The organism is Aeromonas sp. FDAARGOS 1408 (genome assembly GCF_019048665.1).
Classification (GTDB): domain Bacteria; phylum Pseudomonadota; class Gammaproteobacteria; order Enterobacterales; family Aeromonadaceae; genus Aeromonas; species Aeromonas dhakensis.
Window position 1 is genome coordinate 2,740,223 of record NZ_CP077394.1, and the last position, 26,012, is coordinate 2,766,234.

The 26,012-nt window shown below is 58.5% G+C and carries 23 protein-coding genes and 1 other annotated feature; of the genes, 10 read left to right on the forward strand and 13 right to left on the reverse strand.

Translation table 11 applies throughout. From position 1 onward, the window contains the following. Positions 1–63 precede the first annotated feature (63 nt). Both I6L38_RS12510 and I6L38_RS12515 read left to right on the forward strand, forming a co-directional pair. Positions 64–3,315, forward strand: a complete 3,252-nt coding sequence (locus I6L38_RS12510) for a transporter substrate-binding domain-containing protein (protein ID WP_216988554.1) — start codon at positions 64–66, stop codon at positions 3,313–3,315. A gap of 187 nt (positions 3,316–3,502) precedes the next feature. After that, on the forward strand, positions 3,503–4,180 hold the full coding sequence (locus I6L38_RS12515) for a Crp/Fnr family transcriptional regulator (RefSeq protein ID WP_124250662.1): 678 nt from the start codon (positions 3,503–3,505) through the stop codon (positions 4,178–4,180). A gap of 96 nt (positions 4,181–4,276) precedes the next feature. On the opposite strand, the gene tsgA is transcribed toward I6L38_RS12515, so the two are convergent. The 3 genes from tsgA to I6L38_RS12530 all read right to left on the reverse strand — a co-directional run bounded on the left by tsgA (position 4,277) and on the right by I6L38_RS12530 (position 6,868). Then, positions 4,277–5,440 (reverse strand): MFS transporter TsgA, encoded by a 1,164-nt coding sequence (gene tsgA, locus I6L38_RS12520; RefSeq protein WP_124250663.1) that lies wholly within the window; start codon positions 5,438–5,440, stop codon positions 4,277–4,279. A gap of 53 nt (positions 5,441–5,493) precedes the next feature. Then, complete coding sequence (deoD, locus tag I6L38_RS12525; protein ID WP_005303072.1) at positions 5,494–6,195, reverse strand: purine-nucleoside phosphorylase; 702 nt, start codon at positions 6,193–6,195, stop codon at positions 5,494–5,496. A 292-nt stretch (positions 6,196–6,487) separates the two neighbouring features. Continuing rightward, entirely contained in the window at positions 6,488–6,868 is a 381-nt protein-coding gene (locus tag I6L38_RS12530; protein WP_216988555.1) for a hypothetical protein, read from the reverse strand. A gap of 521 nt (positions 6,869–7,389) precedes the next feature. Between I6L38_RS12530 and I6L38_RS12535 the strand changes: the two genes are divergently transcribed. The 4 genes from I6L38_RS12535 to I6L38_RS12550 are packed head-to-tail and all read left to right on the forward strand — an operon-like array spanning position 7,390 to position 10,590. Next, positions 7,390–7,602, forward strand: a complete 213-nt coding sequence (locus I6L38_RS12535) for a hypothetical protein (RefSeq protein ID WP_216988556.1) — start codon at positions 7,390–7,392, stop codon at positions 7,600–7,602. Next, positions 7,603–8,214, forward strand: a complete 612-nt coding sequence (locus I6L38_RS12540) for an ABC-three component system protein (protein ID WP_124251186.1) — start codon at positions 7,603–7,605, stop codon at positions 8,212–8,214. A 2-nt stretch (positions 8,215–8,216) separates the two neighbouring features. Beyond that, complete coding sequence (locus I6L38_RS12545) at positions 8,217–8,720, forward strand: ABC-three component system middle component 5 (protein WP_124251185.1); 504 nt, start codon at positions 8,217–8,219, stop codon at positions 8,718–8,720. Further along, positions 8,707–10,590, forward strand: coding sequence for an ATP-binding protein (locus I6L38_RS12550; protein ID WP_216988557.1), 1,884 nt, complete (start codon positions 8,707–8,709; stop codon positions 10,588–10,590). The genes I6L38_RS12545 and I6L38_RS12550 overlap by 14 nt, the downstream gene beginning before the upstream one ends. A 307-nt stretch (positions 10,591–10,897) precedes the next feature. On the opposite strand, the gene I6L38_RS12555 is transcribed toward I6L38_RS12550, so the two are convergent. After that, positions 10,898–12,493: an ATP-binding cassette domain-containing protein gene (locus I6L38_RS12555; RefSeq protein WP_216988558.1), complete on the reverse strand. Its 1,596-nt coding sequence runs from the start codon at positions 12,491–12,493 to the stop codon at positions 10,898–10,900. Between the two features lie 418 nt (positions 12,494–12,911). Between I6L38_RS12555 and I6L38_RS12560 the strand changes: the two genes are divergently transcribed. After that, positions 12,912–13,826, forward strand: coding sequence for a DKNYY domain-containing protein (locus I6L38_RS12560; RefSeq protein ID WP_017786356.1), 915 nt, complete (start codon positions 12,912–12,914; stop codon positions 13,824–13,826). 197 nt (positions 13,827–14,023) lie between these two features. Here the strand turns inward: I6L38_RS12560 and I6L38_RS12565 are convergent, their stop codons facing one another. From I6L38_RS12565 to I6L38_RS12590, 6 genes are all read right to left on the reverse strand, one after another. After that, positions 14,024–14,272, reverse strand: coding sequence for a hypothetical protein (locus tag I6L38_RS12565; protein WP_010633338.1), 249 nt, complete (start codon positions 14,270–14,272; stop codon positions 14,024–14,026). A 322-nt stretch (positions 14,273–14,594) separates the two neighbouring features. Further along, positions 14,595–15,011 carry an SgcJ/EcaC family oxidoreductase gene (locus tag I6L38_RS12570; RefSeq protein WP_216988559.1) on the reverse strand — a complete coding sequence of 139 codons (417 nt, stop codon included), beginning with the start codon at positions 15,009–15,011 and terminating at the stop codon, positions 14,595–14,597. Between the two features lie 108 nt (positions 15,012–15,119). Beyond that, positions 15,120–16,394, reverse strand: a complete 1,275-nt coding sequence (gene thrC, locus I6L38_RS12575; RefSeq protein ID WP_216988560.1) for a threonine synthase — start codon at positions 16,392–16,394, stop codon at positions 15,120–15,122. After that, the gene (gene thrB / locus I6L38_RS12580) at positions 16,391–17,371 is read right to left on the reverse strand and encodes a homoserine kinase (protein WP_216988561.1); all 981 of its coding nucleotides are present in this window, start codon (positions 17,369–17,371) and stop codon (positions 16,391–16,393) included. Before thrB ends, thrC begins: the two co-directional genes overlap by 4 nt. A gap of 2 nt (positions 17,372–17,373) precedes the next feature. Next, positions 17,374–19,833 carry a bifunctional aspartate kinase/homoserine dehydrogenase I gene (gene thrA / locus I6L38_RS12585; RefSeq protein WP_216988562.1) on the reverse strand — a complete coding sequence of 820 codons (2,460 nt, stop codon included), beginning with the start codon at positions 19,831–19,833 and terminating at the stop codon, positions 17,374–17,376. A 68-nt stretch (positions 19,834–19,901) separates the two neighbouring features. Then, positions 19,902–20,036: a sequence feature (Thr leader region), on the reverse strand. 68 nt (positions 20,037–20,104) lie between these two features. Next, positions 20,105–20,797 carry a tRNA/rRNA methyltransferase gene (locus tag I6L38_RS12590; RefSeq protein ID WP_017765731.1) on the reverse strand — a complete coding sequence of 231 codons (693 nt, stop codon included), beginning with the start codon at positions 20,795–20,797 and terminating at the stop codon, positions 20,105–20,107. Positions 20,798–20,992: 195 nt separating this feature from the next. On the opposite strand from I6L38_RS12590, the gene aceK reads away from it, so the two are divergent. Then, a complete protein-coding gene (aceK, locus tag I6L38_RS12595; protein ID WP_017786361.1) occupies positions 20,993–22,720 on the forward strand; it encodes a bifunctional isocitrate dehydrogenase kinase/phosphatase in 1,728 nt (575 codons plus the stop codon). 109 nt (positions 22,721–22,829) lie between these two features. Here aceK and I6L38_RS12600 read toward each other — a convergent pair whose 3' ends face one another. Then, positions 22,830–23,228: an META domain-containing protein gene (locus I6L38_RS12600; RefSeq protein WP_010633332.1), complete on the reverse strand. Its 399-nt coding sequence runs from the start codon at positions 23,226–23,228 to the stop codon at positions 22,830–22,832. Between the two features lie 172 nt (positions 23,229–23,400). On the opposite strand from I6L38_RS12600, the gene I6L38_RS12605 reads away from it, so the two are divergent. Next, entirely contained in the window at positions 23,401–23,877 is a 477-nt protein-coding gene (locus I6L38_RS12605; RefSeq protein ID WP_017765734.1) for a hypothetical protein, read from the forward strand. A 5-nt stretch (positions 23,878–23,882) separates the two neighbouring features. Here the strand turns inward: I6L38_RS12605 and I6L38_RS12610 are convergent, their stop codons facing one another. Together I6L38_RS12610 and I6L38_RS12615 are read right to left on the reverse strand one after the other, a co-directional pair. After that, positions 23,883–24,362 carry a putative 4-hydroxy-4-methyl-2-oxoglutarate aldolase gene (locus I6L38_RS12610; RefSeq protein ID WP_042052180.1) on the reverse strand — a complete coding sequence of 160 codons (480 nt, stop codon included), beginning with the start codon at positions 24,360–24,362 and terminating at the stop codon, positions 23,883–23,885. A 42-nt stretch (positions 24,363–24,404) separates the two neighbouring features. Further along, the gene (locus I6L38_RS12615; protein WP_216988563.1) at positions 24,405–24,821 is read right to left on the reverse strand and encodes a DUF3293 domain-containing protein; all 417 of its coding nucleotides are present in this window, start codon (positions 24,819–24,821) and stop codon (positions 24,405–24,407) included. A 376-nt stretch (positions 24,822–25,197) separates the two neighbouring features. Between I6L38_RS12615 and arcA the strand changes: the two genes are divergently transcribed. Then, a complete protein-coding gene (gene arcA, locus I6L38_RS12620; RefSeq protein WP_010633329.1) occupies positions 25,198–25,917 on the forward strand; it encodes a two-component system response regulator ArcA in 720 nt (239 codons plus the stop codon). Positions 25,918–26,012 lie beyond the last annotated feature (95 nt).

Genomic DNA, 26,012 nt, shown 5'->3' on the forward strand with positions numbered 1-26,012 from the left:
GCTCTTCGGTAGAATCGCCGCTTTCGATCACCATCCAACCGGCGGGAGGGGCACAATCTGGCAATGAACCTGATCCGACCCCTGCTGCTCTGCCTGCTGCTGCCCCTCTGCGCCCAGGCGCTCACCCTGCACAGTCGCCCCTACCTGCAAAGCACTCCGGCGCCCGCCAGCACGGCTGATCAGCCCTGGCTCGCCGAAATGACGGCGCTGCGAGTCGGCGTGCTGCGCCACGACTATCGCCCGTTCGCCATGATCGGGCCCGATGATCACTTCGAGGGGATCGCCGCCGACTACCTCGACATCCTGGCCAGGGCGCTGCAAAAACCGGTGAAACTGCGGGCATTCAACGACACGCGCAGCGCGCTGGCGGCGCTGCGGGCCGGGGATCTCGACCTCGTCAACCTCGGCAACCTCAACCTCGGCGCGGCCGAACAGGCGGGCATCGCCCTCAGCCGGCGCTATTTCAGCAGTGCCCCCGTCTTCTCGGCCCTCGCCGCCGAACAGGGGCCGCTGCTGCTGCCGGGCCAGCGAGTCGCCACCGTGCGGGGCTACGTGAACGAGGCCGCCTTCAAGCGCTACTACCCGGATCTGGTACTGGTCAATTACCCCTCCAACGTGGCAGCCTTCGATGCGGTCTTCTTCGGCCACGAGCCGCTGCTGCTAAGCGACCCCCACTCTCTGCACTACCTCAACAGCGAGCGCTTCGACAAGATCCGCCAGCGCAGCCAGGCGCAGCCCGCCATCGCGGCAGACGGCTTTCGCTTCGCGGTGTCGGCCGCTCACCCCGGCTTGCTGGCCCTGCTCGACCAGACCCTGGAGGGGGTGAGCGACGTCACCCGCAGCCTCATCTTCAACCAGTGGAACGGCCCCATCCGCGACATCATCGAGCGCCCCGGCGATCTCTACAGCCGCGAGGAGCGCGCCTGGCTCGCCAGCGCCGGCCCGGTGAAGGTGTGGCTGATGGACGACCTCTACCCCTACGGGGTGCGCGACTACGACAACCAGCTCACCGGCATGTCGGTGGAGATGCTGGAGAAGATCAGCAAGCGCTCCGGCCTGCGCTTCGAGTTCGTCAGTTACGGCTCGGAGCAGGCGCGCAAGGAGGCCCTGCTCAGGGGGGCGCTGGATCTCATCGGTGCCATCTCCCGCCCGGTGGCCGAGGGTTACCGGCTGCGCCCCTCCCTGCCCTACGCCACCGATGACATCTATGTGCTGGTGGCCCGCAAGGGGGATGCCTTAAGCGGCGATCTGGCACAGCTCGCCGGCAAGCGGGTGGGCAGCACCATCTACAACCCCATCGCCAAAGGGCTTGGCGACAGCCAGGTGAGCTTTCTGGAGAGCGCCGACGAGGCGATGGAGGCGGTCAACGAGGGGCGCCTCGATGCCGCCATCGTGCCGCTCTATTTTGCCCAGCATGCGGTGGAGGGGGGGCGGCTCCAGCAGATCCGCATCGCCGGCCCCGCCGACGACCAGCCGATCCGGATGGGCTTTGCAGGCCTCTCCGCCAACCGGATGCTGATGGACATCATCGACAAGACCATCCTCTCCATCGCCCCCAACGAGCTGGCGATGATGAGCTACCAGTGGCGCAACCGCAAACTGCCGGCCCCCACCTTCATGGAGCGCAACGCCCCCTACTTCTACCTGCTGCTGGCAGGGCTGTGCGCCGTCGCCCTGCTGCTGTTTTACCGCAACCGCATGCTCAACCGGCTGGCCCGCTCGGAGCAGGCCTCCCGCCGCCAGCTGGAGGAGCACGTGCGCTTCATCGAGGCGCTCGGCGAGAGCCTGCCCCACCCCATAGTGGTGCGCGACAAGGGGGGCAAGGTGATCCTCTGCAACAGCAAGTACCTGGCCACCCTCAACGCCCCCATCGAGCGGGTACTCGGTACCTCGTTTGCCGAGGGGCTCAAGGGACTGCTCGGCGCCGAGGCCATCGCCGCCCTGGAGCAGGATTTTCAGCAGGTGCTGCGAAGCGGCAGCCCCATACTGTCGGATCGCATCTTCAGCCAGCGCGGCCCGCGCCAGTTCGTCTACCACTGGATGGTGCCCTACTTTGACTACCGCGGCGCCATCAGTGGGGTGATCAACGGCTGGATCGACATCACCGAGCGCAAGACCATGGAGGAGGCGCTGCGCCGCGCCAAGGAGCAGGCCGACCGTGCCAGCCGGGCCAAGAGCGACTTTCTGGCCACCATGAGCCACGAGATCCGCACCCCAATGAACGCCATTCTCGGCATGCTGGAGCTGGCGAGCCAGGATCCCGCCCTCGCCCGCCACACCGGCGAGCAGCTGCGCATCGCCTCCGAATCCGCCAACGGCCTGCTCGATCTCATCGGCGACGTGCTGGACATCTCCAGCATCGAAGCGGGCCAGCTGACCCTCGCCCCCGAGCCGTGCGAGCTGGCGCCCCTGCTCCACTCGGTGGCCCGCGCCTGCAAGGGGATGGCCCAGCAAAAGGGGCTTGGCTACCGGGTCGAGCTGCCCCCCCTGCCGCGGGTGCTCATCGACCCGCTGCGCCTGCGCCAGATCGTCTTCAACCTGCTCGGCAACGCCATCAAGTTCACCGAACGGGGGGAGGTGAGCCTGCAGGCCAGCCTCACGGGGAGCGCGGAGCAGCCGCTGCTGCACCTCATCATCCGCGACAGCGGGGTGGGCATCGCCCCCGACAAGCTGCCCGGGCTGTTCAGCCCCTTCTACCGCGCCCACGACCCCTACCAGTTCGCCGGCACCGGCCTTGGCCTCAATATCGCCCGCATGCTGTGCCAGCTGATGGGGGGCAAGATAGCGGTCAGCAGCGAGCTTGGCAGCGGCACCGAGCTCAGGATCCGGCTGCCGCTCACCCCGCTGGCCGCCCCCCACGAGCTTCTCGACGCCGCTTCACCGCCGGCCGTGCCACTGCTTGTGCCCTCCCCCCGGCCGCTCGCGCCAACCCGGCTGCGGGTGCTGGTGGTGGACGACAACCACGCCAACCAGGTGCTGCTGCGCCAGCAGCTCAAGCACCTGGGCCACGAGGTGTGCGTGCGCGGTAACGGCGCCGAGGCGCTGCAAGCCAGCCAGAGCCAGCCCTTCGATCTCGTCATCACCGACTGCCAGATGCCGCTGATGGATGGCTTCGAGCTGACCCGCCGCCTGCGCGCCCGCGGCCACACCCAGCCTATCTGGGGCTTTACCGCCCACGCCACAGCGCGCGAGCGGGAACTCTGCCTCGCCGCCGGCATGGACGACTGCCTCTACAAGCCCATCGGGCTGGCCCGGCTGCGCACCGCCCTGGCCAGCCTCGAGCAGACCAATGCCGGCGCCCTGAGCCCGGCCTGATAATCTGGGCCGGATGACGCGGGGCAGCGCTCCAACCTTATCCGCTCCAGCCGTGTCTACCCCAGTCCTGCCAGCCCGATCCCCGTCACACCCTCGCATGCTCACGCCAGCCCTCAGCGCCTTCGGACTGGAGTCTGCCAGCGGCAGGGTGTGTAATAGCCGTTTGTTTTCAGCAGGCGCACACATCATGCAACTCAAACCCCTTCTCAAGGGGCGCTTTCAGCCCCACTGGCAGGCCGGCCACGATCTCATCGAACAGGTGGTCAGCTCCTGCATCACGGAGCGGCGTCTCATCCCCGAGGGGGAGCCCCTGATGCGCCAGGGCGAACCACTGCGGGATCTGGTGTTGGTCAAGAGCGGCCGCATCGCCATGGGCCACACCGCCATGAATGGCCGCCGCTTTCAGCTCGGCACCCTGGAGTGCGACCACCAGCTCTTTGGCGAGATGGAGTTCTTCACCGGCTACCGCTGCCAGCTCGACATCATCGCCGAGGAGCCGCTGGAAGTGGCCCGCATCGACGGCGAGCAGCTGGAGCAGGCGCTGGTCGCCCACCCCAGGGTGGCGCTCTTCTTTGCCACCGCCATTGCCATCGACTATCAGGACATGGTGGATATCTTCACCTGCCGCATGCTCTACCCCATCAGCTACAACATCGCCCTCGACCTCTATCACAGCCACTGCCACCACAACCCGGTGAGCGGCTTTCGCAAGGGGTATCAGGAGGCGGAACGCTTCGGCACCACCGACCGGGTCTACCGGCGGGCGGTGAAAGAGCTGATGGAGAAGGGACTGGTGGAGCGCGGTGAGGAGGGATTGCAGATCCGCGATCTGGCGGGGCTCAGGGCCTTTCTGGAGCAGCCATAACTCGCGGGCATCAGTTGCCGACTGAACAGCAACAAGCGGAACAGCAACAAAAAAAGGGGCGGTTTATACCGCCCCTCTTGCTGTTTACGCCCCCGCTCAGGCGAGACAGGGCTGCGGCCGGGCCATGCGCAGCGACGCCACCAGCATGGCGAGGATCACACCGTAGATGAGCGGGATGGCGTACATCACCGCCTGCAGGCCGATCACCTGCTCGAACAGGGCGCTGATGGCCGGGCTGAACATGGCCCCCGCGCTGCCGCTGATGAGGATGTAGGAGACGTTCTTGCTCGATGCCTGGCGCACAAACGACACCCCGTAGGCGATAAAGGCGTTGTAGAGCGCGGCGCAGACAAAGCCGTAACCATAGGTGAGGTATGGCAGCTGGCTCAGGTTGTCGGTGGTGACGATAAGCGCCGTCATCCCCATCGCCAGCGTGATGATCACCAGCAGGAAGGTGCGGATCGCAATGCGGGTCACGATGGCGGTGGAGACCAGCGCGCCGAGCAGGGCCGCCGTCCAGTACTGGGTGATGATGTTGCCCGCCTCCTCGAAGGGGATGCCGAACTTGTTCTTCACGAACATAGGCGCCCAGGTGAGGAAGGTGTAGAGCGCCAGCATGCCGAGAAAGAGCCCGACCCCGCCGCTGATAATGCCGAGGTTCCACTCCGAGTGCTCGTTGCCGGCGCTCTCGCCGCCCGCCTCGCAGCTGCGGAAATTGGTCAGCACCGCCACCAGCATGGTCGCCAGCGCCACCACACCCACCGCCAGATAGCTCCAGCTCCACGCCATGGCGTGGGTCAGGGTGTAGGTGGTGATAAGCGGAAAGACCACCCCGGCCACGTTGAAGGTGGCATCCTGCACCACCAGCATGGTGCTCTGCATTCGCGCCTGCCAGACGCTCACCACCAGGGTCCCCGCAATGCAGAGCCCCACCCCGCCACACAGGCCAATCACCGTCATGGCCGCCATCACCACATAGAGCGAGCCGGTCAGATGGAGCGAGGCCGCCGCCAGCGCGATCAGGCCGTAGCAGATCAGCGTCATCCGCTTGAGCCCCACCTTCTCGATAAGGAAGAAGGCGGCAATGGTGCCCGCCAGCGCCCCGCCGTTGAGCAGGGAGAAGATGGAGGCCACCTGATTGACGTCGGCGCCGAACTTGGCGGCGATGGGGTCGATCAGCATGCCAAACTGGGTCGCAAAACCGGCCATCACAAAGTTGGCCAGGAAGCTGATGGCAGTGAGGGAGAGCTTATTGTTCATATTGGATCTCTCTTGGGGTCAGGGTGCGTGCAGGGTTGGACGGGCCGCGGCGCTTACAGCGCGGTGTGCAGCGCCAGCTCGATCATCTGGTTGAAGGAGAGCTGCCGCTCCTCGGCAGTAGTCTCTTCACCGGTCAGGCAGTGGTCGGAGACAGTCAGGATGGCGAGCGCCTCGATCCCCTGCTGATGGGCCAGCCCGTAGAGACCGGCCACCTCCATGTCGATGCCGAGCACGCCGAACTTCTCCAGCGCCGGAATGAGGTTTTCGTCCGGATCGTAATAGAGGTCGCCGGTGAAGATATTGCCCACCTTGACCGGAATCGCCTTCTCCTGCGCCTTGGTAAACGCCTTGTGCAGCAGGGCGAAGTCGGCCGAGGTGGCCATCTGGTAGCCGGCGCTGCGCTTGGCGTTGGTCGGGGAGTCGGTGCCCGCCGCCTGCGCCAGAATGACGTCACGCATCTGCACATGGCGCTGGGTCGCCCCCAGACTGCCGATACGGATGATCCGCTTGACCCCGAAGTCGTTCACCAGCTCGTGGGCGTAGAGCACCATGGAGGGGATCCCCATGCCGTGGCCCATCACCGAGATACGCTGGCCGTTGTAATAACCGGTGTAGCCCAGCATATTGCGCACATTGGTCACCTCGCGCGCATCGGTCAGAAAGGTCTCGGCGATATAGCGGGCCCGCAGCGGGTCCCCCGGCATGATGACGGTCTCGGCGAAATCGCCCGGGTTGGCATTGATATGAGCGGTCATTATTGTTGTGCTCCAGTTTGACTCGTGTGGATGAGGGCATCCTAGCCCCCGTCCCCTCGCCCCTTGCAGGACAAAAGTCCTGTTGCCCCGATCGAGATCCCAGTTCCGACAACTTCTCCAGGGCAGCCCCGCTTGCCCCCCTTCACCGCCGCTTATCTGCCCCCGCACAATCCAACCCAGCCCTGCCCTTGCGGCAAGCGCTACGTCACCCGCCCAGCGATAACGCCCCTGCGCCCCAAAAAGCACGGGGGGCCTGCTGGCCCCCCGCAAACACACCGGATAAGAAAACCCCTTACTTGGCGGCGCTATCCTTCACGCACTTCTGGACAAAGCTGTTCTTGGCCGCGCCAGCCAGCTTCTTGTCGACCGCCGCCTTCTCGCACTTGGCCGCCGGATCCACCGCCGCGCCCGTCTTCACGCACTTCTGGATAAAGCTGTTCTTGGCCGCGCCGGCCAGCTTCTTGTCGGCGGCCGCCTTCTCGCACTCGCCGCTCACAGCGCCGGCGGCATCTTTCACGCACTTGCCGACAAAACTGGTCTTGGCGGCGCCGTTAAGCTTTTTGGCCGCGGCCTGCGCCTCGCACTGCAACTGGGCAGCGTCGTTGGCAAAGACCGGATTGGCCAGCAGCACGCTGCCGCAGAGCAGGCCGAACAGGATGGCAATACGCTTCATATGACGTTCCTTATTGTGATGTGTTGGCATGGTGACCTGTTTGCACTGTGATGGTTTGCAAATAGCGGTTATTGCAACAGCTGATTGTTGCCGCAGATCCCCCACCTCGCCAGCAAGAGCCACAGAGCACAGGGCACCATAGCCGCACTATAGCGCCGATAGGCTAAGCGGGATTCTCCCCGGCCAGCTCCGTCTCAACAGCAAGCCAGCCCCCTCTTCCCCGCAACGCTCGCCAACCCCCAATAGAATCAAGGGCTATAGGAATCCTGCTTCCTGCCACAGCGATTTCTTGAGCCAGCGCATAAAACACAGATATTCCTGATAGTTACGTCAATTTTTGACTGGTGAGACCAGATTCGATTGGCTTAACATAGCCATCCGGTGCCTATTGCTGCGATGGGCTGCTGCCCTCGCAGGTTAATGGAGCATATTGGAAGCTGTAATCCACGGGCGGTAGCGTTGTCTTTCACATCCACCGTCGTTTCAAAAAATTATTGGGATTTTTTAATAAAGGTATTTAAATGGAAGGCTTTTTAAACTGGATTGAATTAAAGTTCGATGTTTTATTTTCTGGTCTAGGGGTTTATGTCATTGGCCTAGCAGTGACGATAATAATAGCTGTAATTGGAACTGTATTTTTCAAAAAAAAACCAACAGAATCTATAAATAAAGTTACGATGAAAAATATTACTGCTGGTGGTGATGTTGTGGGCAGAGATAAAAAAGGGTCATAAGTGTCTGTGCTTAATTCTAACAAAGCATCACTAGACCATATCCAAGCTGGTCGAAATGTTGGTGGTCGCGATGTTTATGACCAATCAACAACAAACACATCGGTCATCAACAATTATGCAGCACCTATAGTTTATCGACAAGACAATAGACTTAAAAGCCTTGTTGAAGAACATGAAAGAGAAGTGATTAGCGACATTTACTACAGGGATTTCTCTGAAAAATTAAATAATTACCTTGAGAGAAAAGTAGAGGGTAAATTACGTAATCTAGAAGAAAAACTTATTGACTCCAACAGGGAATATCTTTTGGATTATGCCCTCGACGTTAAAGAAAGCGTATCTAAAAAAATAATGCTTTTTTCTCATTACAAGTCAGCTCAAGAGTTATATACATATATCCTAACGAATATAAGAACTACTTTCCTTCATGAGATTGCCCCCAGAATAAAATCAGGCGATTTTAAACAGTATGATATTAACGACCTTGTTGAGCAGAAAATAATCCAACCTCTACTTGAAAATATTGGAATCTGCAGTCTTCGTATTGACAAGGATGAGTTATACGGGTTGCTATATATTCTTACAGGTAACTGTTACATAGAGTGGGATTAACAGTGATCATCTATCATCCAAGAAGTGATATCTACCATTGTATGTTTCGATTCATAAACATTGCACAATCTCTAGGTAAAGATGAGTTTGAATGGACAAGACTAAGAATCTACGATTTATTTTACTTATTTCCACACTTAGTTAATGATATCGAATTCCCTCGAAAAAAAGGCTTAGCCAGCATAAAGAAGAGTTTTAGCAAAATAGTTATCCCTTATGAACGTCTACCCGATAAAAAACGACTTTTTTCGGAAATGGGAGACTACCATATACAAGCACTTCACATTCTGAAATCGAAAGATATATTTAAAGAAAACAATGGTGTTATACAGTTATCTTGTGGGTTTTACTCTAAATCAATTCAAACGCTTTTAGACACTAATCACAATGAGCTAACACCACTTTTCTTTAAGCTATTTCAAATATTGAATGATATAGAGATCGCTGGCGACAACGGTCTTAAAAAGAGAACAGGATTGATGGAATACCGATATGATGCAGTATAAACCTTTCTTGATGGTCAAAAGAGTTGTCATTCAAAAAGGCAATTCCATCGTTTACGATGAGCAATTTAAATTAGGTGTGAATATAATTAGAGGGATGAACAGCTCAGGTAAATCAACCATTTCAGACTTTATTTTTTATGGGTTGGGTGGTGATTTAACAAAACTTAAAAATGAGGCTAAACAATGCAGTTTTGTAATAATTGAAGTAGGTCTAAATGGGAAAACGTTCACTCTTAAAAGAGAAATATCGGAGGGTGGACGTAAGGGAATGGATATATTCAGTGGAACTTACGACAATGCTTTAATCGCACCTATATCTGAATGGTCACGTCATCCATATAATGCAAATACGAAAGAGAGCTTTTACCAAGTAATATTTAAAGAGCTTGGCATACCATACTCTACATCAGACGATAAAAGTAGTATTACAATGCATCAGCTTCTTCGTATGCTCTACGTTGACCAGATGACATCTCCTGACCGACTTTTTAAATTTGACAAATTTGACTCTCCCAATAAAAGACAAGCAATAGGTGAACTTTTAATTGGCCTATCCGATTTTGATTTATATGAGAAACGAGTAAGACTACAACGTTTAGAACTTTCTCTAGACAACTGTATTAAAGATGTAAAAACCATCCATTCCTTCCTAGGCAGCACAATAAAATCAACCCAAGAAATCAATAGCGAAATCACCAATAAACGTATAGAAATAGACTTATTGGAAACCGATATTGATTCAATATCTAGTCATAATGAAAATGGGAGTGAAGATAATAGCGGCATTATTAAAGCACTAACTGATGAGCTACAGTCAACTAGAAGCGCTTACACAACCAGTCTACAGAGGATTGCTGAAATATCCTTTGAAATAAATGACTCTCAACTTTTCGTAGAATCATTATCACAGAGAGTAAGAGCACTTAAAGAAACTCAAAACACTATAAATGCTCTCTCAGACATTAGCTTTAATCATTGTCCTGCCTGTCAAACACAAATAGTTAAAAAAAACACAGGATGTTCTCTATGTGGAACACATAAAAATGATGCTCATCTTCAAGTGGACCCAACCTTTAAAGTGAGAAAAGAAATTGAATTTCAAATTACCGAGTCAAACTACCTCATAGAAAAAAAGCAAAAAAAACTTGATGAACAAATAATTGAATCTAATCAATACCAAACTAAAGCTGAAGAATTAGAGAGAGAGTTAGGAGTAATTCTTAAACCACAACGCACTATTAATATCCATCTAAGACAAAAACTCAATGAGATAGGTGAGTTGCGTAATGAAATTAAAACCCTCAATAACAGTAAAAAAGAATTCTCTAAATTATATGCTCTGTATGATGAAAGAGACTCTATTCAAACAGAGGTAAATAAATTATCTGATGAATTAACCAGACTGAGCAGTCGAATGGAAAGTGCACTGATTGCAAAAAAAAGCAAGCTCTCTCAAGCGACCTTAGAAATTTTAAGAGCTGACACTGGTCATGAAGATATTTTTGTTGATGGTCATAAGGTAGAATTTGATTTTGCAGAAGACAGAGTAACGATTGATGAGCGGGCGCTATTCTCAGCTAGTTCCATGGTTTATCTAAAAAATGCCTTCAGATTAGCCATGCTAAAATGTTCATGTGAAGACCAAAGCTATCTTTACCCTCGTTTCTTACTAATGGATAATATAGAGGACAAAGGGATGGAGGAAGAGCGCAGCCAACTTTTTCAGCGTGAAATAATTAAACTATCAAACGACTTAAAGACTGAGCATCAGATTATATTCACCACATCCATGATCGATGCAAAACTAAACAATAGCTTGTACTGTGTAGGTGATTATTACAGTAAAGAACATAAAACTTTAAATATATGAGCATTGATAGGAGCTCATACATTCCAAATTGGACATATATTGTTGACCAAGCAGGCAGTCTACTTCAACTTCAACCAACGCATCCGGCTTATCGAGCAGCAGATCGCATTTGATTCACCTTTTCTTCTGCAGAAATAAAAATCCCCCGTTGCCGGGGGATTTTTATTTTTATCGATTATCTCGACACAGCAGTTAGCCCACCAAAAACTCCCTTAACCGGGCAAACTCCGCCGGCAGGTTGTGGGAAATCAGCGGCATATCCAGACCCAGGATCCCGTCCACCGACTCCTTGAACTTGTACAGAGGCTTATACGCTTTTCAGCGCCTGCTTCTCCCCCTCCAACCAATACTCCCTTTCAACCCCCATCCCGGCTACAAAGTCGGGATCGTGGGAGACCAGCAGCAGGGTGCCCGGATAGTCGGCCAGCACCTGAATGAGCAGCTGGCGCGAGGGGTGATCCAGATGGTTGTCCGGTTCGTCCAGCAGCAGCAGGTCGGGCAGTTGCGCCAGCACCATCAAGAGGCCCAGTTTTAGCCGCTCACCCCCACTCAGACCATGGAAGGGCATTAGGGCGCGATCGCCGCGCAGTGCTATGCCCGCCAACCGGGTTCTCGCCTCGCTCTCAGGAAGTGTCGGTGCCACTGCCAGCAGGTTGGCCAATGGACTGAGGTCTCGCGCAATCAGGCTGAGCCCCTGATCAAGACAGGCCGTCCGGCCATTGATGTGAAAGCTGCCCGCCTCGGGCGCCAGCTCCCCGCGCAGCATCTGCAGCAGGCTCGACTTGCCGCTGCCGTTGCCACCGGCCAACAGACAGCGAGCCCCCCGCTGTAGCACCAGATCTACCTGCTGATCATGCCAGCGCCTGTGGCGCGCCGCCGTGATCACCAGCGGCTGGGCCGCCCCCTTGAGATCGCTTTTCGCCGGCCACTGCATGACAAGCGGCTGCACCGCCGCCAGCGCGGCCGCCGCCTCGGCGCGCGCCTCCAGCTGGGCACTGTGGCCCCGCTCATGGCGATCCAGCACCTTGCCAAGGGATTTGCCCGCCTGTTCCGCTTTGAAGTCGAGCAGGATCCTGGCCTGGGAGCCGCGCTCGCGCCGCCCCTGGCTGGCTCGTCTGGCCGCCTGTTCGCGCACCTTTTGCACGCTGCGCGCCGCCGCCTTTTCACGGCGCTCCGCCTGCGCCAGCCGGGCGCTGCGGGCAGCCTGCAGCTCGGCCTGCTGCGCCAGAAATGCCTCAAACGAGAGGCTGGCACTCTGCAGCCCCTGCTCGCCCAGCTCCAGTATCTGGCTCCCCTGATTGAGCAGGCGCCGGTCGTGGCTTACCAGCAGATAGCCACCGCTGTGGCTGGCCAATCGCTGGCTCAGCCACGCGATGCCACTGGCATCCAGGTGGTTGTCCGGCTCATCGAGCAGCAGAAAGTGAGCAGATCTCGCAAACAGCGCCAGCAGGCGCAAGCGGGTGAGCTGGCCGCCGCTCAGGGTACTGACCGGGGCATGGGCATCGAGTCTGAGGCCTGCCTCTGCCAGCAGGTCGGCAAGATCGCTGCGCAGGTTCCAGCGATCAGCCAGCAGCTCGAAATCGTCCAGGGCGCAGCTCCCCTGCTCGATGCGCTCAAGGGCCCGCAGCGGCTCGCCCCAGCCGATCACATCGGCCACGCTGGCTGCGCCGTCATGAGCTTGAGCCGATGCAAACTGAGACAACCAGCTGATGGGGGTCAACCACTCAATCTTGCCAGAAGCCGCGCGGCGCTGGCCCGCCAGCAGTTCGAGCAGCAGGCTCTTGCCGATACCGTTGCGGCCGATCAGGGTGCAGCCCGCAGCGGGCAAAGTGAAGGTAAGGGGCACAGTGCAGGCGCCGAAGGGCAGCTGCAAGGCGTTGATATGACATGCGATATGGGTCATCTGAACTCCTGTGGGCCAGTGCGGAAGCCGCAGGCCAAGAGCCAAGCCAAATGACAGGGGCACGTGTCCACAAGTGGGAAAACAGCAGAGGAATCAGCATCAACCTGTCACGGTGAGACGCACCCGATCTCCCTGGCGGGAGAGGAATCAAAAGCGGGGTGCGGACAGGTTAAATGCGCATCGGAGGAAGTACTCATATATCAAAGGAGCCAAGAGGCTAACCCGGCATATGCGAGCAGGTCAACTGAACAGATAACGTCCTGTCAGGTGGATTGACTTGTCGGCGCTTCATGCTTGCCATATGGAAACCCACCTAAGTATGATGCCAAACGGCACCGTTTTGGGGCATGCTGTGCTCTCAAGACCCAGGCTGCCATTTCGCATCATCACCCACCTTATCAATGAACAGTGAGCCCTTATGAATGTTCGCTACTGCGCCCTGTTGGCGTGCTGTCTGCCGCTGGCAAGCCATGCAGAGATTGCTGCCCCCTATCAGCTCGATGCCGGCAAGGTCATCTTCAAACCCTATGGCAATCAAGCGGGAACTCCGCTGGCCGGAGCTGTTCCGACGGATTTTGACGTCATATACCGCAACGATAATTTCGCCCTTGCCCTCTCGCAGGGGCGCTATTTCTGCAATGCCCAGCCGCTGCCTGACAGCTTTGATGTCAACAGCGCCAAGGCGCTTGGCAGTTTCCTGCTGAGCGGGCAGCAGGCCTATGCCTATTGCGAGCAGATCAAGGTGCCGGTGAATACCGCCGCCTTCGCCTTGCTTGACCACCCTTTTGCCAGCGACGATCGCCATGTCTTTCTCGTCACCGGCGAACTGCTCGAGGGAGCAGACCCCAAACACCTGAAGACAACCCATGGTCAGGCTGCTGACCAGCGCCACTACTACTATGTGGCCGACCAGACCAAGGTCATCCCTCACAAAGGAAAAGTGGCGTTGTACGACGTCTGCCAAGGATGGGCCAACATCGATGACACCCTCTATTTCAAGGGTGAACCCCAACAAGAGGTGGATGCTACCAGCTTCCACTGCCTGAACTTCTCTTCAGCCGTGACCAAAGACGGCTTCTATAGCGGCAACCAGCTGATCGCCCCTCTGCCAAAAGGGGTCGACAGCGCCCTCATCAAGCCATTGCAGGAGAACTTCGTCACCGACGGCACACGCGTTTGGTATGTGAACGTCCAGCCGACTGAGCTGGAAGGGGTCAACCTGGCCGCAGCCAAGGTAGAATACGACCAGCTCAGCGATGGTGTGCACAACTGGGATTGCAGTGTTCACGACGATATGGGCAACCCCAGCTGTGAGAAAACGGCCGTCGAGTAGCCCTGTCGCCGCTCACCTCTGCCAGAGCGTCAGAAAATCCAGATCCAGGTACAGCAAACCGGTGGCCAGAATGTTTCCCGCCTTCCGGTTCTGACCCCGCGCGGCCTGTTCGCACAATAAAAATCCCCCGCACTCGGGGGATTTTTGTTTCCTGTTTATCCTGTTTGGCGGGTCACTATCTGCGCCGGTGCTCGCTATCAGCGGTTCTTGAGCGCCTCCACCCTGGCGATCAGGATGGCCATAAAACCGGAGATGATGATCAGCCCGACGCTGACAGGCAGCACTGAGACGGCGTAAGGAACAACAATTGCGCCGCCGACCAGAGAATCCGAGAAGATGCTCAAGGGCAGCGGCAACAAGATTAACAGTGCGATATAAACCAGCACCCTGGCGATCACCAGAGGGGTTTTAAGGGATTGCGTTACGACTCTTCGGTACGGCCACATGATGGTTTGCTCCCTGATCCGTTATTATCCGGCCATCGGCCGCCAACCCTGAGCAGGGTGCCGACCTTGTTCGTCCATGATGGCTTCATGCAGCACCCTGATTAACAGCCACCGAGCGGCTGGTCAAGAGACTCCCCATCGGCGGCTTTTTCCCACAATTTTTATTCTTCTGCGCGCCGCCACTATGGCGGAGAAAACCTGCATCAAACCGGCGCCGCACCACAGCAACCTCTGACAAGTCTATCTATATCAGCAGCTTGTTGATTGCCTGCCATTCGGGGGCTTGTAGCAGCCCCCACTCTGGGATAGCCCCTGGGAGCGTTCAGACAGAAGGCGCGGGGTCCACCGCTGCCAGCAACGCAGTGCCATAGGAGTTGTCTATGGTGCAGCGCCACTGCCCATCGGCTTCTTTGCGAAACACATAGGTGGCGCGGCGGGTTTCCTCAGTCAGGCCCCCCTGGCCATCGGGGTAATTGAGCCGGGTCTCCATGACCACCAGGGCATTGTCGGCCCCCTCGATCACCTCCATGGCGCCCTGCTCCACCTTGAGCTGTCCCTGAAAGTAATCCGAGATGGCAGTGAAGGCGCGGCGGATGGCGGGAGTGCCGCGCACCACCATGCCGGGCTTGACCACCAGGGCGGCGTCCTCGGCGTAGAAGGCCATCAGGGCGTCGAAATCACGCCGGGAGATGGCGGCATCGCAGGTCTCGATGAGAGTTCGAAGGGGATGCTGATTCATCTTCACTCCTTATAGGGGGCGGCTTGCCCGCCCTGTCACGGATAGAAAACAACGGATAGAAAACAACGGATAGAAAAATCCCCCGAGCTCGGGGGATTGGCAGTCAACTTAACCGAGCAGGAAGGCCCTTAGCGGGGCAAACTCCGCCGGCAGGTTATGGGACAAGAGCGGCAGCACGGCGTGCTTGGCGAGCGGCCCCGGCAGCGGCACGTCCAGCCCCAGGATCTCGTCCACCGACTCCTTGAACTTGGCCGGATGGGCGGTGCAGAGGAACACCCCTACCTCATCGTCGGCCAGCTGTTCGCCCAGCAGATCCCAGGCAATCGCCCCGTGGGGTTCGCACAGATAGTCCAGCTGGTGCAGGCGTTTGAGGGCTGCGCGGGTTTCGGCATCACTGCGCATGCCAGAGCCCAGGGTTTCCAGTGCCCAGCCTTTGCGACGGCACAGCTCTTCCACCCTAGGCCAGTTGTTGGGGCGGCTCACATCCATGGCGTTCGACAGGGTTGCCACCGTCTGGTGCGGATCCCATTGACCGGTTTTCAGGTAGCGCGGCACGGTATCGTTGGCGTTGGTGGCAGCGATAAAGCGCTTCACCGGCAGCCCCAGCGCCTTGGCAATCAGGCCAGCGGTGAGGTTGCCAAAGTTGCCGGACGGCACGCTGATGACCGCCTTGGCGCGTTGGGCTTTCGGCAGCTGGGCCACCGCCTCGAAGTAGTAGCAAACCTGGGCCAGCAAGCGGCTGATATTGATGGAGTTGGCGGAGTTCAGGCCAATGGCCTTTTTCAGCTCCTCGTCATCGAAGGACTGCTTCACCAGCGCCTGGCAGGCATCGAAGTCGCCGTCGATGGCGATGGTGCGGATGTTGCCCCCCAAGGTGCAGAACAGCGCCTCCTGCAGCGGGCTTATCTTGCCCTTGGGGTAGAGGATCACCACCTCGATCCCTTCCAGCCCGTAGAAGGCGTGGGCCACGGCGGCGCCGGTGTCGCCGGAGGTGGCAGTGAGGATGGTGATCTTGTCGTTGGTTCTAAAGGCCGCAAGGCACTGAGCCATAAAGCGGCCGCCGAAGTCCTTGAACGCCAGAGTCGGGCCGTGGAACAGTTCAAGGGCATAGGTGCCATCTTTCAATTTCACCAGCGGCGCCGGGAAGGTAAAGGCGGCACTGACCAGCTCATGCACTTTGGCCGCGGCCACTTCGTCCCCCAGCAGGTGGCTGAGGATGCGGGCGGAGCGCTCCACCAGCGGCAGATCCAGCAGGGCGTCGACATCGGCCAGCGGCTCAAGCTGCTCGGTGAAGAACAGACCCTGTTCGCGGCCCAGACCCTGACGCACCGCCTGGGCGAAGCTCACCTGTTCACTCTTGTCCTTGATATTGTAAAGATTCATAGCTCGCTTCCTGTTACCCGTGCCCCGGCCATGTCGAGTTTGCAAACCCGGGCAAATCCATCTTCGTTCTGCACGAAATGTGCATCCATCCAATCTTTCATCCGCTCGGCCTGGGCCAGATCCTTCATCACCACAAACACGCTGGGGCCGGAGCCCGAGATGCCGGTGGCCAGTGCCCCGTTCTGGGCGGCCTGGGCCCGCACTTCGGCAAAGCCTTCAATGAGCGCCGCGCGGTAGGGCTCGGCAATCACGTCTTTCAATACGCTGGCCGCCAGCCCCTCCTGCCCGGTGTAGCTGGCGTGCACGAAGGCGGCCAGCCGGCGGCCATAGGTGAGGCAATCCTGGCGGCGATACTGGGCCGGCAGAATGGCGCGGGCGGCGGCAGTGGAGACCACTGTGCCCGGGTAGCAGACCACCCAGTACCACTCGTCAAACACCGGGATGCCCTGGCTGATGACGCCGTGCTCTTCCAGCACCAGCTGCATGCCACCCAGATAGCAGGGGGCGACGTTGTCGTAGTGGACGGAGCCGGAGATCTTGCCTTCCATCTCCCCCATCAACAGCAGCAGGTCGTGTTCATTGAGGGGCGCGCCGTGAAAGGCGTTGAGGCCTTCCAGTGCCGCCACCACGCTGCAGGCGCTGGAACCCAGACCCGAGCCCACCGGCAGGTTCTTCTCCAGCACCATTTCGAGCGGCTTGAGACCAAGGCCAAGCTTCTCCAGCGCCTCGCCATAGGCGAGCCAGCAGTCATGGAGGATGTTCTTTTTCGGGTCAGCCGGCAACTTGTGGGCGTAACGGCCCACGGAGGAGAGGGCAAACGGCACATCGGCGGCCTTGACCTGGACGCGATCCCCGAGCAGGGAACCATCCACGGGGGCGAGCGCCGCCCCCAGTACATCGAATCCCACGCTCAGGTTGGCGCTGGAGGCGGGGGCATAGGCCACCACGCTGCTGCTCTGGTACATGTCTGAACTCATGCTTACAACTCCTGCTTCCAGTTCTGGGTGCGCAGCACGTCAGCAAAGACGCCCGCGGCGGTCACTTCGGTGCCGGCGCCATAGCCGCGCAGCACCAGCGGGATCGGCTGGTAGTAGGTAGAGAAGAAGGCGAGCGCGTTCTCCCCGTCTTTGACCTTGAACAGCGGCTCGTCGGCGCCGACCGCCTTGATGGCAACCTTGCACTTGCCACCCTCGATGGAGCCCACGTAGCGCAGCACCTTGCCGTCACGCTGAGCAGCCGCGAACTGGTCGCGGAACCAGCCGTCAGCCTCCGGCAGACGAGCCATGAAGGCTTCCACATCGCCGCTCACATCAAAGCCGGGCGGCAGCGCCTGCTCTACCTCGACATCGGCGAGCTCCAGCGCCATGCCGGCCTCGCGAGCCAGAATGAGCAGCTTGCGGGCCACGTCCATGCCGTTGAGATCGTCGCGCGGATCCGGCTCGGTAAAGCCGTTGCCACGGGCAATCTTGGTTGCGTCGGAGAAAGCCATCCCTTCGTCCAGCTTGCCGAAGATAAAGGAGAGCGAACCGGACAGCACGCCGTCGAAGGCGCGCAGCTTGTCACCGGCCTTGATCAGGTTCTGCAGGTTCTCGATGACCGGCAGGCCGGCGCCCACGTTGGTCTCGTACAGGAACTTGCGACGGGTCTGGCGGGCGGTGCGGCGCAGCGCCTTGTAGTAATCGAGCGACCCTGTGTTGGCCTTCTTGTTCGGGGTGACCACGTGGAAACCGGCGGCGAGGAAGTCGGCGTACTGGACGGCGATGGCCTCAGAGGAGGTGCAATCGACGATCACTGGGTTGATGAGGTGGCTCTCTTCCACCAGCTTCTTCACCGCCTCCAGGCTGAAGCTGTCACGGGCTTCCACCAGCTGTTCACGCCAGTTGGCGAGGTTCAGGCCATCCTTGTTGACCGCCATCTGGCGGCTGTTGGCGATGCCCACTACCCGCAGGCCAGTGCCCTGCTCGGCCAATACCGGCTGCTGGCGGGCAATCTGATCCACCAGGGCTGCGCCGACACCGCCGACACCGACCACGAACAGGTCGATGAACTGCTGGCTGCCGAAGAAGTTCTGGTGGCAGGCCTTGATGGCTTCGGCCACCTTGCGATCCCGCACCACCGCAGAGATGGAGCGCTCGCTCGAGCCCTGGGCAATGGCGACGATGTTGATGGAGGCTTGTGCCAGCGAGGTGAAGAAGCGGGCCGCCATCCCCTTGGAGGTGCGCATGCCGTCACCGATGAGGGAGATGATCGCCAGATCCTGCATGATCTCCAGCGGATCCAGCAGCTGGTTCTTGAATTCGAGCTCGAACTCGCGCTCCAGCACCTTGCGGGTCTTGTCGCAGTCATAGCTGTGGATACAGAAGCTGACGCTGTATTCGGAGGATGACTGGGTGATGAGGACGATGCTGACCCCGGCGCGGGAGACGGCGGAGAAGATGCGGCCGGCCATGCCCACCATCCCCTTCATGCCGGGGCCGGAGACGTTGAACATGCACATGCCGGAGAGATCCGAGATGGCCTTCACCTTTAGGTCGTCATCCCCCTGCTCGACCCCGATGAGGGTGCCCGGCCCCTGCGGGTTGAAGCTGTTCTTGATGAGGCAGGGAATGTGGAACTGGGCCACCGGCGCGATGGTTTTCGGGTGCAGTACCTTGGCACCGAAGTAGGAGAGCTCCATCGCCTCCTTGTAGGAGAGGGTCTTCAGCAGATAGGCGTCCGGCACCAGGCGTGGGTCGCAGTTGTAGCAGCCCTCGACGTCGGTCCAGATCTCGCAGCACTCGGCATCGACGCAGGCGGCCAAGACGGCTGCGCTGTAATCCGACCCGTTACGGCCCAGCAGCACGGTCTCCCCCTTGTCGCTGCCACCGGTAAAGCCCGGCATCAGGTAAAGGCAGTCGGAGCGCAGGCCCTTGGCGGCGAAGCGCAGGCGGGAGGCTTCGATGTCCACGTGGGCCTCGAGGTAGCCGCCGTCGGTCACCAGCAGCTCTTCTGGCACAATGAGGTCCAGTTCGAGGCCGCGTACCCGCAGCAGTTCGTGCATGAAGGCGATGGAGAGGTTCTCGCCCCGGCTCAGGATGCGGGCCTGCACGTTGTCCGGGCAGAGCCCCAGCAGGCGGATGCCCTGCATCAGCCGCTCCACCTGATCCAGTTCGCTGGTGAGACGGGCCTGCAGCGCCTTGTCATCCAGCGCCGGATAGGCTGCCTTCAAGCCGGCCAGCAGGCGGGAGAAGATACCGTTGATTTCAAACAGGGTGCTGCTGGCATCCATGCCGCGGCTGGTCTGCTCCACCAGCGCCACCAGGTGGTTGGTCACCTTGGCCGGTGCCGACAGCACCAGGGCAACCTGGGATTGGCCGTGGGTATTCACCGCGATATCGGCGACCCGTAAAAAACGCTCTGCATCGGCCAGTGACGACCCGCCAAACTTCAACACTCTCATCGCTATCTCCCTGTATTCCCTGCAAATTGATCCGCTAATCGGTCTGGAAACTGTCTGAAAACAACCCAACAAAAAAGGCCCGTACTGGGTGGGTACGGGCCTTTTTCTGATTTCTGTGCTTGTTCGTCAGCGCATCAACCGGCCCCAGTGCCACCTGTGGTGGTACCGGTAATAATGGTGGTGGTGATGACGTTGGTGAATAACTGCATGACGAACACTCTTGAACGAAGCTGGCTTTTAGCAATACCGCGCCGGGCGCCGGGCTGTCAACCTAAACCTCTTTGCCAAGTTTGCGGGCAAGGTCTTTGCAGAGCAGATGGAGCATGTTCAAATCCCGCTGCGGCAGCATGGGCACCCGGTCCATCACCCATTGATGCAGTTTTTCATCCTGCGAAACACCGAGATCACCAAGAATTTCTGCTGTTTTACTTTTCAGTACCCGAACCTGTCCGACGTTATCAATATTTTCTGCTAGCACCTCGGGCTCATCGAGCAACTGGCTCAGCTCGTAGGCGTACAGCATGATCGCCTGGCCCAGGTTCAGGGACGGGTAGCTCACCTTGAGCGGCAGATAGCTGATGAGATCGACCTGGGCCAGTTGCTCGTTGGAGAGCCCCGACTCCTCGCAACCAAACACGATGGCCACCTTCTCAAGGGAAGGCTTGGCCTTGATCTGGTCACGGATCTCGGCCGGAGTGAGGTAGTGCTGGTAACGGCCGCGCTGGCGGGCAGTGGTGGCCACCACCAGATCCATGTCGGCCAGCGCCTCCTCCAGGGTGTCGAACGCCTCGGCCTGGGTCAGGATCTCCTGCGCACCGTGGGCTACCCAGCTCGCCTCCTCCTCTTCGTGCACCCGGCTTGCCACCAGTCGCATGGCATCAAAGCCCATGGTTTTCATGGCGCGGGCGGCGGCGCCCACGTTGGCAGGGCGGGCGGGGGCCACCAGCACAAAATAGAGTTTCATCGGGTCTTCTCCTGGGCAGGGCCGAACGTGCAAACCACAGCGGAACGTCGGCAAAACAGGGGCGCAATCTACCGTTTTCACCCGAAAATTGCCACTTGAACAGACGTTTGAATGTTGCCATAGTGGCCAGGAATGTGGACAAATTGCAGCCAATCCCAAGCGCCATCGGCCCGACAGATCACAAGGAAGAGAGAGATGCAGCAGCCATTGGAACAGGCCGTCGCCGAGACGATTCTGCAACGCTTCGAGTCGTTTTACAGCCGGTTTCTCGAAATCACCCAGGGCAGCAAGAGCCGTTTTGAAAACAGCGACTGGCTGGGGGTGCAGCTGGCGGGGCGCGAGCGCATCCGCCTCTATGACCACCACGTGGGGGCGACGGCCGGCTCCATTCGCCAGATGATGGGAGAACACCACGCCACCCAGGAGCTGCTCAAGCGGGTGAAGAGTGCCTTCAGCGACCTGCTGCCCAAGTGCGAGAACTTCGAGGTGGCGGAGTCCTTCTTCAACTCCGTCTACCGCCGCATCTTTCGCCATCGCAACATCCGCGACGAGAACCTCTACATCCACCCCTTCGTCAGCCGCGGTGACAAGCCCGATCTGAGCGCGTTGCTGCGCATCTATCGCACCGATCTCGCCCACCTGCCGCAGACTCTGAGCCAGCTGCTGGGGGATTACAGCTTCACCCTGCCCTATGAGGACAAACAGCGGGATATTGTCGATATCCATCGTCATCTTGCCGAGAACGGCCCGCATATTCTGCACGATGAGCCTTTCGCCATCGAGCTATTGAGAGAGGTCTTCTACCGCAACAAGGGGGCCTATCTGGTGGGGCTGATCCGGGCAAGGGAGCAGGTCTTTCCCTTCATCCTGCCCCTGCTCAGCACCGGCCAGAGCATCTATGTGGATACCGTCATCTTCGAGCCGGATCTCGCCTCCATCGTGTTCGGCTTCGCCCGCGCCTACTTCATGGTCTATGCCCCGGAGCCGGCGCTGTTCGTCGCCTTTTTACGCCAGATCATGCCCCACAAGCCGGACTACGAGATCTACAACGCCATCGGCTGCCAGAAGCACGGCAAGACCGAGCTCTATCGCCACTATCAGCACCATCTGGCCCAGAGTCGCGAGCAGTTCGTCATCGCGCCGGGCATCAAGGGGATGGTGATGAGCGTGTTCACCCTCCCCTCCTACGACGTGGTGTTCAAGGTGATAAAGGACGAGTTCACGCCCCCCAAGGACGTGAGTCACGAGCAGGTGAAGGCGAAGTACCGGCTGGTAAAGCAGCACGACCGGGTGGGACGGATGGCCGATACCCAGGAGTTCACCAACTTCGAGTTTCCCCTCGATCGCATCTCGCCGGAGCTGCTGGCCGAACTCAAGGCGGTAGCCCCCTCGGCGCTCACCATCACCGCCGACAAGCTGGTGATCAAGCACCTCTACACAGAGCGCAAGATGATCCCGCTCAACCTCTATCTGGACAAGGCAGACGAGCAGCAGACCCGGCTCGCGCTGGAGGAGTACGGCAACGCCATCAAGCAGCTGGCGGCAGCCAACATCTTCCCGGGAGACATGCTGTTCAAGAACTTCGGCGTCACCCGCCACGGCCGGGTGGTGTTCTACGACTACGACGAGATCTGCTACATGACGGAGTGCAACTTCCGCCAGATCCCGCCACCGCGCTACCCCGAAGACGAATGGAGCGCCGAGCCCTGGTATTCGGTGGCCCCCAACGACATCTTCCCCGAGGAGTTCGCCACCTTCCTGCTGCAAAAGCCGCAGGTGCGCGAGATCATGTTGGCGCTGCACAAGGAGATGTTCGACGCCAACTACTGGAAGATGCTGCAGAGCAACATCAAGGAGGGGGTGTTCGAGGATGTCTATCCCTACCGGCGCAAGAAGCGCTTCAAGTTCCAGCGCGGCGGCTAGCCGATCCGCCCTCGTTGCAAAAGGGAGTGCAAATAGCAAAAGGGACGCCGTGGCGTCCCTTTCTGCATCCGGCTGCGCGCGCTACGACAGTCTTTGACAAAAACGTCAGTTACTTGGCGGCAGGCATGGCGTCGAAGGTGAGCAGTGCCGCCTTGTTGGCGTCGCTCAGCACCAGCTGCTGGCCGCTGATCTGGAAGCTCGCCACTTTCTCCAGCGTCTGCAGGTAGAGCATCTCCTTGCCGGCCAGCTCGCCCATGCACATCATGCGGGTCGAACCCATGGGGCCCAGCGCCAGTACCCCGTCACCCTGCTGGGTGATGCTGCCGAAATAGCGGTTGCAGCCGCCTTTGCCCGCCACCTTGTCGCCGGCCACTTGCAGGGTAAAGGTGTCGCCGCTCGCCCCCTGCAGTTGCCAGGTGGAGGCTTGCAGTTGCGTCAGTTTGGAACCAGTAGCCATGGCGCAGCCCCCCAGGGCCAGCGCGGCCAGCAAAGTCAGTTTCTTGTTCATGGATTCACCTCTCGATATCAGCGAAATAGGGGAAGAAACAGGATGATGGGGGCCTGTGTATCATGAGACCAGAGCAAATCAAAACTGTTTTATTGTGATCGGGGTTCCCTTTACTAACAGCTGGCATGTGCCATGCTTGTATTCCTGTTCCGGACCCAGGGAGGGGAAAAGAATGGTCAAATCATCCGTCATCGCACTCGTCTCATGCCTCAGCCTCACCGCCCAGGCCGCCGACTGGGATTTCCTCAAGAACGATACCGACAGCCAGCTCTACGTCAAAAGCTACTCAGGTGTCCTGCTCGGCAGTCAGACTCATCACAACGACAGTTTCGATCTCTGGCTCATCAATACCGGCTATCAATATCCGCTGCACGATGGCGTCAGCCTTTACATGGAAGCAGGCCCGGCCATCGGCCCCAGCAGCGAGCAATCCGGCTACAACCTGAGCTCTGGGGTGCGCTACCAGCTCTCCCCCATGCTCAACATCGGCAGCCAGCTCAAACAGCTGGAGGTGAACAAGCCCAGCACCCTGCTGGAGCTCAACACCAGCCTGCTGTTGACCCCGCAGCTGGCCATCACCGCCAACTACGGCGTCAGCGCCTTTCGCACCGAACAATCACTCAGCGTCGGGGTCGGCTTCAACTTCTAGCGGATTCAGATTAGCCGGGTGGCACTCACCAGCACGCCGTTGAGATCGGCGTAGACATAGTCACCCGGATGTATGGTCACCCCGGCAAACGACACCACCGCATCCAGCTCACCCAGCCCCCGCTTCTCGGTCTTGACCGGGCAGGGTGCCAATGCCTTGACCCCCAGCGCCAGTGTCGCCAGCGTGCCCACGTCGCGCACGGCGCCGTAGATCACGATTCCTTCCCAACCTTGCTCCGCCGCCTTGATCGCCAGCTGATCGCCGAGCAAGGCGCGGCGCAGGGAGCCACCGCCATCGATCACCATCACCCGCCCCTGCCCGGGCCGGTTGACCAGCTCCCGCACCAGGCTATTGTCCTCGTAACAGGAGAGAGTGACCGCCTGGCCGTGAAACAGCACCTTGCCACCAAAATTTTGAAACAGCGGCTCCGCCACCTGCAGAGCATCGCCATACTCGTCACAGAGATCGGGCAGTAGATCCAGCATCATAAGTCTCCTTCCATGGACATGAATTCGCTCATTCTTTCATCAAGCAGAGCCCCTGACAATCCAGTGGGATTCAATTCTGCCCAGATGGTGTGGCTCCCCTGCCAGCAACACCGGCAGCAGCCAGAGCTCCCCCTGTTCCACCCAATAGATGGCATTCTGGCCAAAACGGGCTGCCAGCCGGATGGCCTCGCTGCGCGGGCAGGCCAGCAGCAGCGACGACTCCTGCCATGTTTCATCCAGCGAACTGCCCCTACAAGGCCCCATCACCTGCCAGCCAGGCATGGCTGCAATGGCTCGCCGCAAGGCCCGCTGACGGCGGGTATTGCGACGCATTCCCAGCTGGCGACTGGCCGGATTCCAGGCCGTCACTATGGCGTAGGCAGGCCATTTCGGCGCCGAAAAGGGTGCAATAAAGCAGATTTTTCTGTAGTTTTCCCACAAATTCATGTCAACCACATGTTACATTCCATTACATTTTATAGGGGCGAAAATGGGGGCAACCCCAAGTATCATGCTGTGAACTCAGGGTTTGACCTATATCAAACCAGAGTTAAAAAGTTGCTATCTGACGGCAAAGAGTGTTGTTATGCGCCTGTTAACTGATAAAATGCAGCCACTTTTGTAATGGACTACCTTTCCAGGCTTCTCTCGATCAGACTTATTGAGAGCCTATGTGTGGCACAGGGATGTTTGCCAACGCTGATGCCAAATTCGCGATAATCCGACCTGATATTCATACCCAGGATGACGTAATTAATTTTCAGGACCGGTCGGGTAACGCCAAAGAGTGTTAAAATTTAGATAATTAACTGATAAGAATCTGGGAATACTCATGCAAACACCACACATTCTGATCGTCGAAGACGAACTGGTCACTCGCAATACCCTGAAAAGCATCTTCGAGGCAGAGGGCTATATCGTGCTCGAAGCCAACAATGGCGACGAGATGCATCAGGCCCTGACTGCCCACACCATCAACCTGGTGATCATGGACATCAACCTGCCGGGCAAGAATGGCCTGCTGCTGGCTCGTGAGCTGCGTGAGGACGACAACATTGCCCTGATGTTCCTGACCGGTCGCGACAACGAAGTGGACAAGATCCTGGGTCTGGAAATCGGCGCCGACGATTACATCACCAAGCCGTTCAACCCCCGCGAGCTGACCATCCGTGCCCGCAACCTGCTGAGCCGCACCATGAACGTGGCCGCCGGTGGCGAAGAGAAGAAACTGGTGGAGCGTTACCTGTTCAACGGCTGGGCACTGGACATCAACAGCCGCGCCCTGGTCAGCCCGGCTGGCGACATGTTCAAGCTGCCGCGCTCCGAGTTCCGCGCCATGCTGCACTTCTGCGAAAACCCGGGCCAGATCCAGACCCGCGCCGAGCTGCTCAAGAAGATGACTGGCCGTGAGCTCAAGCCCCACGACCGTACCGTGGATGTCACCATCCGCCGCATCCGCAAGCACTTCGAGAGCGTCAACGACACCCCCGAGATCATCGCCACCATCCACGGCGAAGGCTATCGCTTCTGCGGCGAGCTGGAGCAGGAGTAATCCTCCCTCCCGAGTTGAAAAGGCGCCGATGGCGCCTTTTTTCATTGCAGCTGCTTTCAGGAGTGCCGGTCAGGCAGTGAGCCTCGCCCAGAAAC